Raw genomic sequence first — 15902 nt, 5'->3', positions numbered from 1 at the left:
AGGAGGACCAAGTGGCTAAGGCCAAGTTCGAGCGGACCAAGCCGCACGTAAACATCGGAACGATTGGTCACGTCGACCACGGCAAGACCACTCTGACCGCTGCAATTTCCAAGGTACTCGCTGACCGTCATCCGTCGGATGTCAACACGACGCGCGACTTTGCGTCGATTGACTCTGCTCCGGAAGAAAAGCAGCGTGGTATCACCATCAACATCTCGCACGTCGAGTACGAGACCGATAACCGTCACTACGCACACGTCGACGCTCCCGGCCACGCCGACTACATCAAGAACATGATTACCGGTGCGGCTCAGATGGACGGCGCAATCCTCGTGGTTGCCGCCACCGACGGCCCGATGGCCCAGACCCGCGAGCACGTTCTGCTCGCCAAGCAGGTGGGTGTTCCTTACCTCTTGGTCGCGTTGAACAAGTCCGACATGGTCGACGACGAGGAAATCCTCGAGCTCGTCGAGGTCGAGGTTCGCGAACTGCTCACCAGTCAGGGCTTCGATGGCGAAAACGCTCCCGTGGTGCGCGTGTCCGGTCTGCAAGCCCTCGAGGGCGACCAGGCCTGGGGCGACAAGATCATGGAGCTCATGGACGGCGTGGACGCAAACATCCCCGACCCCGTGCGCGACAAGGACAAGCCATTCTTGATGCCCATCGAGGACGTGTTCACCATCACCGGCCGTGGAACTGTTGTCACCGGCCGTGCCGAGCGTGGCACTCTGTCAATCAACTCGGACGTCGAAATCGTGGGTATCCGCGACACCCAGAAGACCACCGTCACTGGAATCGAGATGTTCCACAAGCAGCTCGACGAAGCGTGGGCCGGTGAGAACTGTGGTCTGTTGCTGCGTGGTACCAAGCGTGAGGACGTCGAGCGCGGTCAGGTTGTCGTGATCCCCGGATCCGTGACTCCTCACACCGAGTTCGAAGGAACCGCCTACATCCTCGGAAAAGACGAGGGTGGGCGCCACAACCCCTTCTACACGAACTACCGTCCGCAGTTCTACTTCCGCACCACCGACGTCACCGGTGTCATCTCGCTGCCCGAGGGCACCGAGATGGTCATGCCCGGCGACACCACCGACATGAAGGTGGAGCTGATTCAGCCCATCGCCATGGAGGAAGGTCTCTCCTTCGCGATTCGTGAAGGTGGACGTACCGTGGGTGCCGGAACGGTGACCAAGGTCATCAAGTAGTCGGCGTTCAAGCTCGTAAGAAGGCCCGGGGCAACGCCCCGGGCCTTCTTCTTTTCTCGGTGTGCTTGGATTGAGAAGTGGCCGGACCGAGAGACGTTGCCCCCGATGTCCTTCGAGGTTTTGCCCTGTGGGGAATCATCCTGGTCAATGTGGCCTACTTCTCCCACTCGGTAGATTCTGGGCCAACTGCTTCCACCCTCTTGTCCACCGGGGACGCTACTGCGGCCTTTCTGGTTTTTGTGTTGGCCCAGGGCAAGTTCTATCTCATCTTTTCTTTCCTTTTTGGCTATAGCGCCCACTATGTGTTGCGAAACCTGGAGACAGGGCGCCGACGTTGGTGGTGGCGAAGCGCGGGGCTAATAATCCTGGGTGTTGCCCACGCAAGCCTTCTCTTCATCGGCGACATCCTCTTCCTCTATGGGCTGCTGGGCATAGTGGTGCTGGCTTTCTATGGCCGCAGCGAAAAGGTCATCAGGCGTTCGATGGCATGGATCTATGGGGCGTTCGCCTTGTTCTCTGTTGCTGTTGTCGCACTGGTCTGGTCAGTGGAGGCACAGGGAATCAGCGCGGCGGGCGAGACGTCACAGGCCGCGAAGGTTTACGAATCCACCGTGCTCTCCGGCGACTACCTGGCGTCGATTCCTGCCCGTTTTGACTTCTGGTTCTCGGAAGCGATCCTGCTCGTCGCCTTCCAGGGGGCCTTGACCTTCGTCGCATTCTTAGCCGGGGTACTCGCCGCCCGCGCCGGCGCCCTCGCGTCTCATGGCCTGGCCGCGCACACGCTGCGAGGAATGATGGGCTGGGGTCTGGGCCTTGGCCTGGGCCTGCAGTTGTTGTTTGGCGGGCTGTGGTTAGCCAACACTCTCTCTGCCGCGCCCTCCACGGCCGTGGAGTTGGGGTCCTTCTTTGGAAGCTTCCTCGCCGCGCCACTGCTCAGTGCCGGTTATGTGGGGCTTGTGTTGACAATCGTCAGGGCGAAACCCACAGTCTTGGGATGGCTGGGCCGTATGGGCCGAATGTCCCTCACGGTGTATTTGGGCCAGTCGGTCATTTTGAGTGTGATCTTTGGCGGTTGGGGGCTTGGCCTCTACCAAGAGGTGCCCTACTGGTCGGCGGTCGTGATTGCGGTGGGGGTGACCCTCCTGCTCGCCCTGGGGGCCACGCTGTGGTTGCGCCTGGCCACGCAGGGCCCCATGGAGCGCCTGCTGACTGCCTGGTCGCGCGTGGGTATGTCGAGGCCTACCCGCTAGCCCCATACCCCTTCCCTATGGGGCACAACCATTGTCAATCGGCGCTTCAGACAGCGATCCTTGCCGGTTTGAAAAGCTTCGACCTAATCCCACCAGAGTGTTGTGAGACCTGCCGCCGCAAAGATTTACCTCAAAGACTGCTTCCGGTCGGAAATCCGACACGCCCGGGTTGCGGGAAATACCCGGCTGTGGCAGAGTTATCGATGTTCAACACGCGCTGCATTTGTGGCGCTCACTGCCAGGCAGTGCATAGATACGCTCTAGGCCGCGGGTAGCAGAACTCTCATCGTCACTTCGGGCTCCCGTTTCGTGCGGGTGGCTGGGGAGTGGTTTGGACTGTGCTCCAAACCCGTTGAAATACACACAGTGATGTCAGTCGGACTGCCGCGTGCGGCAGGCCGGTGGGAACGCCAGGGGCCGCGTGCTGCTGGCGTGTGAAAAAGAAGGAAGAACACCATGGCGGGACAGAAAATCCGCATTCGACTCAAGTCGTATGACCACGCTGGTCTCGACGTGTCGGCGCGCAAAATCGTCGACACTGTGACACGAGCCGGTGCCACGGTAGTGGGCCCCGTGCCGCTGCCGACCGAGAAAAACGTCGTCACGGTGATTCGCTCGCCCCACAAATACAAGGACTCGAGGGAGCACTTCGACAAGCGCACCCACAAGCGCCTCATTGACATCATTGACCCCACCCCGAAGGCAGTCGACTCGCTGATGCGACTCGACCTGCCCGCGGACGTCAACATCGAAATCAAGCTGTAGGGAAACGACTGTGTCTACTCTGACTGCAACCAAAGGTGTGCTGGGTAAGAAGCTCGGCATGACCCAGGTGTGGGACGACAACAACAACGTCGTTCCCGTCACCGTCATTGAGGTGAGCCCCAACGTGGTCACCCAGATCCGCACCGTCGATCACGACGGCTACGACGCCATTCAGATCGCCGCGGGCGCTATCGATCCGCGTAAGGTCACCAAGCCGCTCAAAGGCCACTTCGAGAAGGCCGGCGTGACTCCTCGTCGCCACATCACCGAGATTCGCACCCCCGACGCCTCCAGCTACGAAGTCGGTCAAGAGCTCACCGCTGAAGCTTTTGAGGCGGGTGCAGTCGTCGACGTAGTCGGTACCAGCAAAGGTAAGGGCACCGCCGGTGTGATGAAGCGCCACAACTTTAAGGGCGTTTCCGCCTCACACGGTGCCCACCGCAACCACCGCAAGCCCGGTTCCATCGGTGCCTCTGCGACTCCGTCGCGCGTGTTCAAGGGAATGCGCATGGCCGGCCGGATGGGTAACGAGCGCGTCACCGTGATGAACCTCTCCGTGGTGCGCGTGGATGCCGAGCGCAACCTGATCCTCATTAAAGGTGCCGTACCCGGCCCTAAGGGTCGTCTCGTTTTTGTTCGTAACGCCCGGAAGGGATCCTGAGCATGAGTGCCATCGACGTCCTCGACGCGACCGGGAAAAAGTCCGGTTCGGTTGACCTGCCCGCCGACATGTTCGACGTGCAAACCAACGTGCCGCTGATTCACCAGGTCGTTGTCGCCCAGCTCGCCGCTGCTCGCCAGGGAACTCACAAAGTGAAGCACCGCGGTGAAGTCTCCGGCTCCGGGCGCAAGCCATTCAAACAAAAGGGAACCGGTCGCTCACGCCAGGGCTCGATTCGTGCCCCCGAGCACCGCGGTGGTGGTGTCGTCCACGGACCCACACCCCGCAGCTACGCGCAGCGCACCCCGAAGAAGATGATCCGCCAGGCCCTCTTTGGAGCACTCTCGGACCGTGCCCGCGCAGAACGCCTTCACGTGGTCAAGAACTTCGGTTTAGGCGACACCCCGTCGACCAAGACCGCCGCCTCGCTGTTGCAGGCGACCGCCCCGGGACCCAAGGTCCTCGTGGTGGTCGGACGCGAAGACGAAGTCGGTCAAAAGAGTGTGCGCAACCTCCCCGGTGTGCACGCCCTACACCCCGACCAGTTGAACGCCTACGACGTGCTGGGCTCTGATGACATCGTCTTCACTCAGGGCGCCTTCGAAGAGTTCGTGTCGGGTATCGCTGTGACGACTGAGGAGGCCACCAAATGAGCGTCGACCAGATTGCCGGTAACAAGGACCCCAGGGACATCATTGTCCGCCCCATTGTCAGTGAGAAGAGCTACAACCTCATCGACCAGGGCAAGTACACCTTCGAGGTCCACCCCGAGGCAAACAAGAGCGAAATCAAGGCCGCCATCGAGAAAATCTTCGATGTGAAGGTCGGCAGTGTGAACACCCTCAACCGCCAGGGCAAGACCCGCCGCACCCGGTTCGGGCAAGGCAAGCGCAAAGACACCAAGCGCGCGATTGTCACCCTCGCCAGCGGTTCCATCGACATCTTCACCGCGGTCGGTTAAGGAGACTCTGACTCATGGCTATTCGTAAACACCGTCCGACGACCCCGGGTCGTCGCGGCTCGTCGGTCTCCGACTTCCAGGAAATCACTCGGACAACCCCCGAGAAGTCCCTGCTGCGCCCGCTGTCAAAGACCGGTGGACGAAACAACCAGGGCCGCATCACCTCGCGTCACATCGGTGGGGGCCACAAGCGTCAGTACCGCGTGATCGACTTCCGTCGCAACGACAAAGACGGCGTGAACGCCAAGGTGGCGCACATCGAGTACGACCCCAACCGCACGGCGCGTATCGCGCTACTGCACTTCGTGGATGGCACCAAGCGCTACATTCTCGCGCCGGAGAAGCTGAAGCAGGGTGACATCGTCGAGTCGGGTCCCGGTGCGGACATTAAGCCCGGGAACAACCTGCCCCTTCGCAACATCCCGGTGGGAACCGTGGTTCACGCCATCGAGCTTCGCCCCGGTGGTGGCGCCAAAATGGCCCGCTCGGCCGGAGCCTCCGTGCGACTCGTCGCCAAAGACGGCCCCTACGCCCAACTGCGTTTGCCGTCTGGAGAAATTCGCAACGTCGATGCGCGCTGCCGCGCCAGTATCGGCGAGGTGGGTAACGCCGAACAGACGAACATCAACTGGGGTAAGGCGGGACGCAACCGCTGGAAGGGCGTTCGCCCCACCGTCCGCGGTGTCGCGATGAACCCGGTCGATCACCCCCACGGTGGTGGTGAGGGCAAGACCTCTGGTGGACGTCACCCGGTGAGCCCCTGGGGTCAGGCCGAAGGGCGCACCCGCAAGCCCAACCGTCCCTCCGACAAACTCATTGTCCGTCGCCGGTCCACCGGTAAGAAGCGCTAGGAGCCAGACATGCCACGCAGTCTGAAAAAGGGTCCCTTCGTGGACGACCACCTGTTGAACAAGGTGAACGTCCAAAACGAGGCAAAAACCAAGAACGTGATTAAGACCTGGTCACGCCGGTCAATGATTGTGCCGGCCATGCTCGGTCACACCATCGCGGTCCACGACGGCCGCAAGCACATCCCGGTCTTCATCACCGAAACGATGGTGGGTCACAAGCTGGGCGAATTCGCGCCGACGAGGACGTTCCGCGGACACGAAAAAGACGACAGAAAGGGTCGCCGCCGCTAGGCGCGCGTCACAGAGGAGAGAAGACCATGGTGGAATCGATGGCCCGGGTGCGACAAATTCGCGTCACGCCCCAAAAGGCCCGCCGAGTCGTGGACCTGATTCGTGGAATGCGGGCCGTGGAAGCGGTGGCCGTGTTGAAGCACCAGCCGCAAGCAGTCAGTGAGCCCCTGGGCAAAATTGTCGCCTCGGCGATCGCCAACGCCCAGGTCATCGCCGACCGCGACGGCGTGTTCCTCGACGAGACCGACCTCTACGTCGCCAAAGCGTTCGTGGACGAGGGAATCACACTCAAGCGTTTCCGCCCCCGCGCCCAGGGACGTGCGTTTCGCATCAACAAGCGCACCAGCCACATCACCGTGGTCCTGGCGACCCCCGATGAACCGTCGCTTGGCTCAGGCCCCGGCGCGAAGCAGAAGGTGAGCAAGTAATGGGTCAGAAAGTCAACCCCTACGGTTTCCGCCTCGGAATCACGACCGACCACACGTCGCGTTGGTTTTCCGACAGCACGGCGAAAGGCCAGCGCTACCGCGACTACGTGACCGAAGACGTCAAAGTTCGCGAGTTTTTGAAAAAAGAGCTCGACCGTGCGGGTATTGCGCGCATCGAAATCGAGCGCACCCGTGACCGCGTGCGCGTCGACATCCACTCGGCACGCCCCGGCATTGTGATCGGACGCCGCGGTGCAGAAGCAGAACGTATCCGCGCCGACCTCGAAAAGCTCACCGGTAAACAGATCCAGCTCAACATCCTCGAGGTGAAAAACCCCGAAGCCGAAGCGCAGCTGGTCGCCCAAGGCATTGCCGAGCAGTTGAGCGCTCGCGTGGCGTTTCGCCGCGCGATGCGTAAGGGCCTCCAGGGCGCTCAGCGCGCCGGGGCCAAAGGTGTCCGTATCCAGGTGTCTGGTCGACTGGGTGGGGCAGAAATGTCCCGCTCCGAGTTCTACCGCGAAGGCCGTGTGCCCCTGCACACCCTCCGGGCGAACATCGACTACGGCTTCTACGAAGCCCGCACCACCTACGGCCGTATCGGTGTGAAGGTGTGGATCTACAAGGGTGATTTGACCAACAAGGAACTGGCTCGCGAACAGGCTCAGCAGCGCTCGCAGCGTCCGGAACGCCGTGATGGCGCCCGTCGCGGCCCGGCGCGCGACGCCCAGCCCGCAGCCCAGGCAAGCGGAAGTGAGGCCTAGTCATGCTGATTCCCCGGAAGCTGAAATTCCGCAAGCAGCACCACCCCAAGCGGGGCGGTCACGCCACCGGTGGCACCAAGGTGTCCTTTGGTGAGTACGGGATCCAGGCGATGTCCTCGGCGTATGTGACGAACCGTCAGATCGAAGCCGCACGTATCGCCATGACCCGTCACATCAAGCGTGGTGGAAAAGTGTGGATCAACATCTACCCCGACCGTCCGTTGACGAAGAAACCGGCGGAAACCCGGATGGGTAGCGGTAAAGGTTCGCCGGAGTGGTGGATTGCCAACGTCAAGCCCGGCCGTGTGCTCTTTGAGGTATCCGGCGTGAACGAGCAGCTCGCGCGCGAAGCGCTCACCCGCGCCATCCACAAATTGCCAGTGAAGGCTCGGATTATTTCCCGGGAGGAGGGCGCCTGATGGCTGTCGGATCGAAAGAACTGCGTCCGGAAGAGCTGGACACTTTTGAGGACCAGCGTCTCTTGGACGAACTCAAGCGTCAGAAGGAAGAGCTGTTTAACCTGCGATTCCAGGACGCGACGGGCCAGCTGGACAATCACGGTCGCTTGCGCGCGGTGCGCCGCGACATCGCCCGGATTTACACCGTGATTCGGGAGCGCGAGTTGGGCATTCGTGCCACCCCCGCTCCGATTGAGGTGCCGTCCAAGAAGAAGGCGTCCAAGAAGGCCGAGAAAGAACCCGCCGAGGCGGCAGCGAGCGAGGAGACCGCGTAATGGCGAGCGAAGCACAGAAGACCTCCGCCACTGAGGCGGAAGAGATGTCGCGTGGCTACCGCAAGGTGCGCCGCGGATACGTCGTGAGCGACAAGATGGACAAGACCATCACCGTCGAGGTAGAGGACCGGGTCAAGCACCCCCTCTACGGCAAGGTGGTGCGCCAGAGCTCCAAAGTGAAAGCCCACGACGAAACCAATCAAGCTGGAGTCGGTGACCTGGTGGTCATCAGTGAGACCAGGCCACTGTCGGCAACGAAGCGTTGGCGTCTAGTGGAAATTGCGGAGAAGGCCAAGTAGGCCCCAACAACTAAAAGGACCCCGTAGTCATGTTGCAGCAGGAATCCCGAGTTAAAGTCGCCGATAACACCGGCGCGAAAGAGCTACTGACCATTCGTGTGGTCGGTGGCTCCGGTCGCCGCTATGCGGGACTGGGCGACGTGATTGTCGCGACCGTGAAAGACGCGATCCCCGGTGGCGGTGTCAAAAAGGGCGAGGTCGTCAAAGCCGTCATCGTCCGCACAGCCAAGCAGACCCGTCGCCACGACGGTTCGTACATCAAATTTGACGAGAATGCCGCGGTGCTGATTAAAAACACCGAGGGTGAACCGCGCGGAACCCGTATTTTCGGCCCGGTGGGTCGAGAGCTTCGCGATAAGCGGTTCATGAAAATCATCTCGCTCGCTCCGGAGGTGCTCTAACAATGGCAAAGATCAAGAAGGGTGACCTGGTTCAGGTCATCAGCGGAAAAACCGAAGCGCGCGGTGGTGACCGCGGCAAAACGGGCAAAGTCATTGAAGTGCTCGCCGAACAGGACCGTGTCCTCGTCGAAGGCGTCAACTTTGTGACCAAGCACATCAAAGTGGGCCAGAGCTACCGCGGGGCAAAAACCGGCGGAATCGAAACCCACGAAGCCCCCATCCACATTTCCAATGTGGCCCTGGTCGACCCGAAGACGAAAAAGCCCACCCGCGTGGGTTTCCGTGAAGAGGTCGGCGAAAAGGGTGGCGTGAAAAAGACCATCCGTGTTCGTTATGCGAAAAAGTCAGGTGAGACCCTCTGATGTCGACCACAACCGTGAACGCGCTGCCGAGCCTCAAAGCTCGCTACCGCAACGAAATTATTGCCGCCCTCACCGAGGAATTTGGTTATGCCAACCCGCACCAGGTGCCGACGCTTGTCAAAGTAGTCGTCAACACCGGTGTCGGTGAAGCGGCAAAAGACAGCAAGGTGATTGATGGTGCGGTCGCTGACCTCACGGCGATCACCGGCCAGAAGCCCGTGGTCACGAAGGCCCGCAAGTCAATCGCTCAGTTCAAGCTGCGCGAAGGAATGCCGATCGGGGCGCACGTGACCCTGCGCAACAACCGGGCCTGGGAGTTCATTGACCGCCTGGTGAATCTCGCGCTGCCACGAATCAGAGACTTTCGGGGGCTCTCGCCCAAACAGTTCGACGGTTCGGGTAACTACACTTTCGGGCTGGCCGAACAGTCGGTCTTCCACGAAATCGATCCGGACAAGATTGACCGGGTTCGCGGTTTCGACATCACTGTCGTGACCACCGCAAAAAACGATGACGAAGGTCGGGCGCTGTTGAAGGCGCTGGGCTTTCCGTTTGTCTCCACAACAGTAGAAGAGGCCTAAGGGCCCATAAATCGGATGGGTCGGCCCCGGTGCCCCGGGAGTCGAAACCGGCCGAAGACAGGAATACAGCACTATGACGATGACAGATCCGGTCGCAGACATGTTGACCCGGTTGCGAAACGCCAACCAGGCTCAGCACGACGCTGTGAGCATGCCCGGAAGCAAACTGAAATCCCACATCGCCGAGATTCTCGAGCGTGAGGGCTACATTTCCGGTTTCGCCGAAGAGGCTCAACGTGTGGGTAAGACCCTCACCCTGACCCTGAAATACGGTCAGAATCGCGAACGCAGCATCGTGGGCATTAGTCGCGTGTCCAAACCCGGTCTTCGGGTGTACGCCAAGTCGACCGAACTTCCTCAGGTCCACGGTGGCCTGGGTATCGCCATTTTGTCCACCTCCTCCGGTCTGTTGACCAACCGTGAGGCCAACGAGAAGGGCGTAGGTGGGGAAGTTCTCGCCTACGTATGGTGATCTGACATGTCACGTATTGGACGACTTCCTATCCCTGTGCCCGCCGGTGTGACGGTGACCATCAACGGTTCCCACGTCGCGGTCAAGGGACCCAAGGGTGAGCTCGAGCTCACGATTTCTGAACCGATTGAGGCTACCGTTGAGGACGACCGCATCCTGGTCACGCGTCCCGACGATGAGCGCGAATCGCGTGCTCTGCACGGCCTCACGCGCAGCCTCATTGCCAACCAGGTGATTGGTGTGACCGATGGCTACGCCAAGACCCTCGAAGTTGTCGGGACGGGCTACCGTGTCGCGGCGAAAGGGCAGTCTGTGGAGTTCGCGCTCGGCTACTCACACTCCATTACGGTGGATCCACCGGCCGGTGTCACCTTCAGCGTGGAGGGCACCAACAAGGTCACCGTGTCGGGTATCGATAAGCAGGCTGTCGGCGAAGCGGCAGCGAACATTCGCAAGCTTCGCAAGCCGGAGCCCTATAAGGGCAAGGGTGTGCGCTACGAAGGTGAGCGCGTCCGACGCAAGGCTGGAAAGGCTGGTAAGTAACCATGGCTTTGGGAACTAGAGGTTCGAGCAAGCAGGCTCAGCGCGCCCGTCGCCACAACCGCCTGCGCAAAAAGATTGTTGGCACCCCCGAGCGTCCGCGCTTGGTGGTCACCCGTTCAGCACGCCACGTGTTTGTTCAGGTCGTGAACGACCAGGAGAGCCGCACGATTGCCTCGGCGTCAACGATGGAAGCCGACATGCGTTCCTTCGACGGTGATAAAACCGCCAAGGCTCGCAAGATCGGTGAAATGGTGGCCGAGCGTGCCAAGAAAGAGGGCATCACCGCGGTGGTGTTTGACCGTGGAGGCAACCGCTATGCCGGCCGAGTGGCCGCCATCGCTGAAGGTGCCCGAGAGAGTGGATTAGAGCTGTGAGCGACGAGAAGAAGGAAGAGAACGTGACCGACGCCGCCGAGGCAGAAGCGACCGAAGTGGTCGCGACTGAAGCGGACGCGACGGAGGGCCAAGCCGCTGAGGCCGCTCCTGCCACAGACGCCCCGGTTGCCGGAGTGTCGGTAGCGGAAGAGCCCCGCGAACAGCGTCGCGGTAGCCGTGAGCGCCGTCCCGAGGCTCAGCGCGGTGCGCGTGACACGGGCGATAAGGGCCAATTCCTGGAGCGTGTGGTCACGATCAACCGCGTGTCCAAAGTGGTCAAGGGTGGTCGCCGTTTTGCGTTTACCGCTCTCGTTGTCGTCGGTGACGGCAACGGCATGGTCGGTGTCGGCTACGGCAAGGCCCGTGAGGTCCCCCTGGCGATTTCTAAGGGAGTGGAAGAGGCGAAAAAGAACTTCTTCCGCGTTCCCCGGGTCTCCCAGACCATTCCGCACCCGGTCCAGGGTGAGGCCGCTGCGGGAGTTGTCCTGTTGCGCCCCGCCGCTGCGGGTACCGGCGTTATCGCCGGTGGTCCGGTTCGCGCCGTACTGGAGTGCGCGGGAATTCACGATGTCCTCAGCAAGTCACTGGGTTCATCCAACACGTTGAACATTGTCCACGCCACCGTGGAAGCCCTGAGGCAGTTGGAGGAGCCCCGCGCTGTCGCCGCTCGCCGAGGGGTGGAGTTCGAATCGATGGCCCCGGGCCGCCTGGTGCGCGCTGAGGCCGAAGCTGTGGCGGCGAAGAAGGCGAGCGAATAATGGCGAAGAATCTCAAAGTGACTCAGATGAAGTCGCGGATTGGCGAGAAGCCGAGGGCGCGCGAAACCCTCCGCAGTCTTGGTTTGAAAAAGATCGGCCAATCAGTGATTCGACCCGATAATCCGCAAAACCGTGGATACGTGCAGACTGTCCGTCACCTGGTGACGGTGGAGGAGATTGACTAATGGCTGAAGAGAAGAAGCCGGCCGCGAAGAAGCCGGCTGAGAAGAAGCCGGCCGCGGATAAGCCGTCCGCGGCGAAGAAGACCACGGCAAGCGCTGCCAAGGAGACCGCCGCGAAGAAGCCGGCCGCGAAAACGACGGCGGCGAAGAGCACTTCGTCGAAGAGCACTGCGTCGAAGACCACCGCCTCTAAGAGCACTGGCTCGAAGAGCACTGCGTCCAAACCCGCCGCCTCCAAACCGGCCGCGTCCAAGACGGGCTCCAAGGCGGCAGCCTCGACAAAGACAGCCTCGACAAAGACAGCGTCGACAAAGACCTCCTCAGCGAAGGCTGCGTCGACCACATCGAGTGCTGCAAAGCCCGCGGCAAAGAAACCCGCAGCGGAGAAGAAGACTGAGGCACAGCCGGCGACTAAGGCGGCGTCTTCAGCCAAGGCTCCCGCGGCGAAGAAGGCTACCGATACCGCAGCGCCTGCGGCAAAGAGCGCGTCCGGTTCCACTAAGACGGCTGCCAAGCCGGCGGCGAAGAAGAAGCCTGCTTCTTCGGATGTCGCCCGCCCCGCAGTGTTGAAGCTCCACCACCTACGACCCGCACCCGGGGCGAAAAAGTCCAAAACCCGCGTGGGTCGCGGTGAAGGATCGAAGGGTAAGACTGCGGGTCGCGGAACGAAGGGAACGAAGGCTCGTTACCAGGTGCGCCCCGGTTTTGAGGGTGGCCAGTTGACCTCGGTGATGCGTGCGCCCAAGCTGCGTGGATTTACCAACCCGTTCCGCGTGGAGTACCAGGTGGTAAACGTGGGTCGTCTCGCAGAGCTGTACCCCAAGGGTGGAGATGTCACTGTGGCCGATTTGGTCGCGAAGGGTGCCGTGCGCAAGTCCGAAAAAGTGAAGGTCCTCGCGGATGGCGAGCTGTCCGTCAAACTGAGCGTGAGCGTGGACAAAGTCTCCGCTTCCGCGAAAGAAAAAATCGAAAAGGCTGGTGGCGAGGTCCGCTAAGGCCCTCAGATTCCCGCCAGCCGGCGGGGATGAAAAACCACTAGGCTCGTGTGGATTGTGAGCGGCTCAGTCGCATCGGGAGGCAAATGTGTTTCAGGTCATAGGAAGAATCTTCCGAACTCCTGATTTGCGGCGAAAGATTGCGTTCACGGTGGCAATCATCGCCATCTTCCGACTGGGCTCCTTTATTCCCGCGCCTTTTGTGGACTACCGCAACGTCCAGCAGTGCTTGGCGGGCTCTGGCGGAACCCAGGGGCTCTATGAACTGGTGAACCTGTTCAGTGGTGGCGCCCTGTTGCAGCTGTCGATTTTTGCGCTGGGCATCATGCCCTACATCACGGCGGCCATTATTACCCAGTTGCTGCGTGTGGTCATTCCCCACTTCGAGACCCTGCACAAAGAGGGACAGCAGGGTCAGGCGAAGCTCACCCAGTACACCCGCTACATGACAATCGGTTTAGCTCTGCTGCAGTCGACCACACTGATTACGGTCGCGCGTAGTGGTGCGCTTTTTGGGGCAAACTCCGGCGTGGCCTCCTGTAATCAACTGCTGGCCAACGACTCCTGGTACGCCATCATGCTGATGGTCATCACGATGACCGCCGGGACCGGCTTCATCATGTGGATGGGTGAGATGATCACCGAGCGCGGTGTGGGTAACGGCATGTCACTGCTGATTTTCGTGTCGATTGCCGCGACATTCCCCGGGTCGCTGTGGGCGATTGGTCAGTCGGAGGGCTTCGAAATCTTCGTGGGCGTGCTCGTGGTGGGGTTGATCATCATGGCGCTGGTGGTCTTCGTTGAGCAGTCTCAGCGTCGAGTCCCGGTGCAGTACGCCAAGCGCATGGTGGGACGTCGAACCTTCGGTGGGAGCAACACCTACATCCCCATCAAGGTGAACATGGCCGGAGTCGTTCCGGTGATTTTCGCGTCCTCATTGCTCTACCTTCCCGCGCTGCTGACCCAGTTCAACCAGCCCGGAGCCGCCGGTGAGCAGCCTCCCGAATGGGTCGTGTGGATTCAAAATAACTTCACCTCCGGGGACAACCCGCTCTACATGCTCGTCTACTTCCTCCTCATCGTGGGCTTCACCTTCTTCTACGTGGCCATCACGTTTAACCCTGAAGAAGTGGCCGACAATATGAAGAAGTACGGCGGCTTCATCCCCGGTATTCGTGCCGGACGGCCCACTGCGGAATACCTGGACTACGTCCTCACCCGGATCACCTTCCCCGGCTCGTTGTATTTGGGCTTGGTGGCCCTCATCCCGCTCATCGCCTTGGCGACAGTGAACGCCAACCAAAACTTCCCCTTCGGTGGCGCCAGCATCCTGATTATTGTGGGAGTCGGCCTCGACACGGTGAAACAGATCGACTCGCAGCTGCAGCAGCGCCACTATGAAGGGCTCCTGAAGTGAGTAGCGGCACCCGCCTCCTTCTGATTGGTCCTCCCGGAGCGGGCAAAGGAACGCAGGCGACGCGCCTCGGTGAACACTTCGGTATCCCCGCCATTTCCACGGGCGATATTTTTCGCGAAAACGTCAAAAACGAAACCGAGCTGGGCAAGAAAGCTAAGTCCTACATGGACGCGGGCGAAAACGTCCCCGACTCTCTGACCAACGATCTCGTTCAGGACCGGCTGAGCCAGGCCGATTGCGCCGACGGGTTTCTCCTGGATGGCTACCCCCGCACTGCGGCGCAGGTCGACGCGCTCGAGGACATGCTCGCGGCACAGTCCACCAGGCTCGACGCTGCAGTAGAACTTGTAGCGGACGTCGAGGTGGTGGTCGATCGCCTGCGCCAGCGGTCGATTGATCAGGGCCGGAGCGACGACAGCGAAGATGTCGTGCGCCACCGTCTCGAGGTGTATGCCGAGCAGACCGCTCCGCTCATTGAAGTTTTCCAGCAGCGGGGACTGTTAGTCGCCGTCGATGGGATTGGTCCGATCGATGAAATCACCGAACGGATCGTGGCCCGCCTCGCGGCGGCCGATGTGAACTAGTCCAAGAAGATTTGTGTCGGGGGCTACTTCGGCATAAACTAACCCTTTGGTGTGTCAATGGCTTTCGAGCCAGCCACTCCAGCATGACCAGTACAAGTAGACGAAGAGGCTATGGCCAACAAAGACGGTGTCATCGAAATCGAAGGTTCGGTTATCGAGTCCCTGCCCAATGCGATGTTTCGTGTTGAGTTGACCAACGGTCACAAGGTTCTTGCCCACATTTCGGGCAAGATGCGCCAGCACTACATTCGTATTCTCCCCGAGGATCGCGTGATTGTGGAGCTAAGCCCCTATGACCTGACCCGTGGCCGAATCGTTTATCGCTACAAATAGCGGGTACTGAGAAGGAACGGCCCGCGTGAGTGGGTACGAGGCCAGCAGGAGAAAAAATGAAGGTTAGCTCGAGCGTCAAGAAGATTTGTGACCGGTGTCGTGTCATTCGCCGTAACGGAAACGTCATGGTGATTTGCTCCAACCCCCGCCACAAGCAGCGCCAGGGATAGTAGTACGACAACTCAATAGACCAGCCAGGTTCACGAATCCCTCACGGGAGGACACCTCGGGGAGAGGCCCGGGCACCGAATCTGACACATACCTCTCAGCCACTTTTGGAGAAAACAAATGGCACGTATTGCCGGGATTGACATTCCCCGCGAAAAGCGGGTCGAAGTCGCCCTCACCTACGTCTACGGCGTGGGACCCACCCGTGCGCGGGAGACTATCGCCGCGACCGGGATTAACCCGAACACCCGCGTGAAGGACCTGAGCGACGACGAGTTGCTCGCCTTGCGTTCACACATCGAAGCCCACTTCAAGGTCGAAGGTGACCTCCGCCGCGAGGTCGCCGCAGATATCCGCCGCAAGGTGGAAATCGGTAGCTATCAGGGCGTGCGGCACCGTCGTGGCCTGCCCGTGCACGGCCAGCGGACAAAGACCAACGCGCGCACCCGCAAGGGTCCCAAGCGCACCGTCGCCGGCAAGAAAAAGGCCTAGTCGGTACCTGATCACTAACGAGTCTCGGAGTTAAT

The 15902-nt window shown here is 60.7% G+C and carries 26 protein-coding genes and 1 pseudogene; all 27 read left to right on the top strand.

Annotation, left to right across the window (positions count from 1 at the left end; genetic code table 11):
* Positions 1-11: 11 nt before the first annotated feature.
* The 27 genes and pseudogenes from tuf to rpsM all read left to right on the top strand — a co-directional run bounded on the left by tuf (position 12) and on the right by rpsM (position 15867).
* Positions 12-1205, top strand: coding sequence for an elongation factor Tu (gene tuf / locus RI518_RS01490; protein ID WP_310689178.1), 1194 nt, complete (start codon positions 12-14; stop codon positions 1203-1205).
* 77 nt (positions 1206-1282) lie between these two features.
* Positions 1283-2455, top strand: a complete 1173-nt coding sequence (locus tag RI518_RS01485) for a DUF418 domain-containing protein (RefSeq protein ID WP_310671719.1) — start codon at positions 1283-1285, stop codon at positions 2453-2455.
* A gap of 456 nt (positions 2456-2911) precedes the next feature.
* A complete protein-coding gene (rpsJ, locus tag RI518_RS01480) occupies positions 2912-3220 on the top strand; it encodes a 30S ribosomal protein S10 (protein WP_310671720.1) in 309 nt (102 codons plus the stop codon).
* Between the two features lie 10 nt (positions 3221-3230).
* The gene (gene rplC / locus RI518_RS01475; protein ID WP_310689177.1) at positions 3231-3881 is read left to right on the top strand and encodes a 50S ribosomal protein L3; all 651 of its coding nucleotides are present in this window, start codon (positions 3231-3233) and stop codon (positions 3879-3881) included.
* A gap of 2 nt (positions 3882-3883) precedes the next feature.
* Positions 3884-4534, top strand: coding sequence for a 50S ribosomal protein L4 (rplD, locus tag RI518_RS01470; RefSeq protein ID WP_310671722.1), 651 nt, complete (start codon positions 3884-3886; stop codon positions 4532-4534).
* A complete protein-coding gene (rplW, locus tag RI518_RS01465) occupies positions 4531-4842 on the top strand; it encodes a 50S ribosomal protein L23 (RefSeq protein ID WP_310671724.1) in 312 nt (103 codons plus the stop codon). The genes rplD and rplW overlap by 4 nt, the downstream gene beginning before the upstream one ends.
* Before the next feature lie 14 nt (positions 4843-4856).
* Positions 4857-5693, top strand: a complete 837-nt coding sequence (gene rplB / locus RI518_RS01460) for a 50S ribosomal protein L2 (protein ID WP_310671725.1) — start codon at positions 4857-4859, stop codon at positions 5691-5693.
* Positions 5694-5702: 9 nt separating this feature from the next.
* Positions 5703-5984: a 30S ribosomal protein S19 gene (gene rpsS, locus RI518_RS01455; RefSeq protein ID WP_104912947.1), complete on the top strand. Its 282-nt coding sequence runs from the start codon at positions 5703-5705 to the stop codon at positions 5982-5984.
* Positions 5985-6010: 26 nt separating this feature from the next.
* Complete coding sequence (rplV, locus tag RI518_RS01450) at positions 6011-6412, top strand: 50S ribosomal protein L22 (protein WP_310671726.1); 402 nt, start codon at positions 6011-6013, stop codon at positions 6410-6412.
* The gene (gene rpsC, locus RI518_RS01445) at positions 6412-7173 is read left to right on the top strand and encodes a 30S ribosomal protein S3 (protein WP_310671727.1); all 762 of its coding nucleotides are present in this window, start codon (positions 6412-6414) and stop codon (positions 7171-7173) included. Before rplV ends, rpsC begins: the two co-directional genes overlap by 1 nt.
* Before the next feature lie 2 nt (positions 7174-7175).
* Positions 7176-7592, top strand: coding sequence for a 50S ribosomal protein L16 (rplP, locus tag RI518_RS01440; protein ID WP_310671728.1), 417 nt, complete (start codon positions 7176-7178; stop codon positions 7590-7592).
* Complete coding sequence (rpmC, locus tag RI518_RS01435; protein WP_310671729.1) at positions 7592-7906, top strand: 50S ribosomal protein L29; 315 nt, start codon at positions 7592-7594, stop codon at positions 7904-7906. The genes rplP and rpmC overlap by 1 nt, the downstream gene beginning before the upstream one ends.
* Complete coding sequence (rpsQ, locus tag RI518_RS01430) at positions 7906-8205, top strand: 30S ribosomal protein S17 (protein ID WP_310671730.1); 300 nt, start codon at positions 7906-7908, stop codon at positions 8203-8205. The genes rpmC and rpsQ overlap by 1 nt, the downstream gene beginning before the upstream one ends.
* Positions 8206-8234: 29 nt before the next feature.
* Entirely contained in the window at positions 8235-8606 is a 372-nt protein-coding gene (rplN, locus tag RI518_RS01425) for a 50S ribosomal protein L14 (RefSeq protein WP_310671731.1), read from the top strand.
* Between the two features lie 2 nt (positions 8607-8608).
* Entirely contained in the window at positions 8609-8968 is a 360-nt protein-coding gene (rplX, locus tag RI518_RS01420) for a 50S ribosomal protein L24 (RefSeq protein ID WP_310671732.1), read from the top strand.
* Positions 8968-9549, top strand: coding sequence for a 50S ribosomal protein L5 (gene rplE / locus RI518_RS01415; RefSeq protein ID WP_310671733.1), 582 nt, complete (start codon positions 8968-8970; stop codon positions 9547-9549). Before rplX ends, rplE begins: the two co-directional genes overlap by 1 nt.
* Positions 9550-9622: 73 nt before the next feature.
* The gene (gene rpsH / locus RI518_RS01410; RefSeq protein ID WP_310671734.1) at positions 9623-10021 is read left to right on the top strand and encodes a 30S ribosomal protein S8; all 399 of its coding nucleotides are present in this window, start codon (positions 9623-9625) and stop codon (positions 10019-10021) included.
* Positions 10022-10027: 6 nt separating this feature from the next.
* On the top strand, positions 10028-10564 hold the full coding sequence (gene rplF / locus RI518_RS01405) for a 50S ribosomal protein L6 (protein ID WP_310671735.1): 537 nt from the start codon (positions 10028-10030) through the stop codon (positions 10562-10564).
* Positions 10565-10566: 2 nt separating this feature from the next.
* A complete protein-coding gene (rplR, locus tag RI518_RS01400; RefSeq protein WP_310671737.1) occupies positions 10567-10938 on the top strand; it encodes a 50S ribosomal protein L18 in 372 nt (123 codons plus the stop codon).
* 56 nt (positions 10939-10994) lie between these two features.
* On the top strand, positions 10995-11696 hold the full coding sequence (gene rpsE / locus RI518_RS01395; protein ID WP_397428129.1) for a 30S ribosomal protein S5: 702 nt from the start codon (positions 10995-10997) through the stop codon (positions 11694-11696).
* Positions 11696-11881, top strand: coding sequence for a 50S ribosomal protein L30 (rpmD, locus tag RI518_RS01390; protein ID WP_310671739.1), 186 nt, complete (start codon positions 11696-11698; stop codon positions 11879-11881). Before rpsE ends, rpmD begins: the two co-directional genes overlap by 1 nt.
* Before the next feature lie 329 nt (positions 11882-12210).
* Positions 12211-12873: pseudogene (rplO, locus tag RI518_RS01385) on the top strand (50S ribosomal protein L15); the annotation flags it as partial.
* An 88-nt stretch (positions 12874-12961) separates the two neighbouring features.
* Positions 12962-14290 carry a preprotein translocase subunit SecY gene (gene secY / locus RI518_RS01380; RefSeq protein WP_310671740.1) on the top strand — a complete coding sequence of 443 codons (1329 nt, stop codon included), beginning with the start codon at positions 12962-12964 and terminating at the stop codon, positions 14288-14290.
* Positions 14287-14874 carry an adenylate kinase gene (locus tag RI518_RS01375; protein WP_310671741.1) on the top strand — a complete coding sequence of 196 codons (588 nt, stop codon included), beginning with the start codon at positions 14287-14289 and terminating at the stop codon, positions 14872-14874. The genes secY and RI518_RS01375 overlap by 4 nt, the downstream gene beginning before the upstream one ends.
* Positions 14875-14985: 111 nt before the next feature.
* Positions 14986-15207, top strand: coding sequence for a translation initiation factor IF-1 (gene infA, locus RI518_RS01370; RefSeq protein ID WP_310671742.1), 222 nt, complete (start codon positions 14986-14988; stop codon positions 15205-15207).
* A gap of 56 nt (positions 15208-15263) precedes the next feature.
* Positions 15264-15377 carry a 50S ribosomal protein L36 gene (rpmJ, locus tag RI518_RS01365; protein ID WP_104912963.1) on the top strand — a complete coding sequence of 38 codons (114 nt, stop codon included), beginning with the start codon at positions 15264-15266 and terminating at the stop codon, positions 15375-15377.
* A gap of 118 nt (positions 15378-15495) precedes the next feature.
* On the top strand, positions 15496-15867 hold the full coding sequence (rpsM, locus tag RI518_RS01360; protein WP_310671743.1) for a 30S ribosomal protein S13: 372 nt from the start codon (positions 15496-15498) through the stop codon (positions 15865-15867).
* The last annotated feature ends 35 nt before the right edge of the window (positions 15868-15902 follow it).

This window comes from Pontimonas sp. (assembly GCF_031581085.1).
GTDB lineage: Bacteria > Actinomycetota > Actinomycetes > Actinomycetales > Microbacteriaceae > Pontimonas.
Note: the sequence above shows the minus strand (reverse complement) of the source record. Positions and strands in the feature narration are given on the sequence as shown.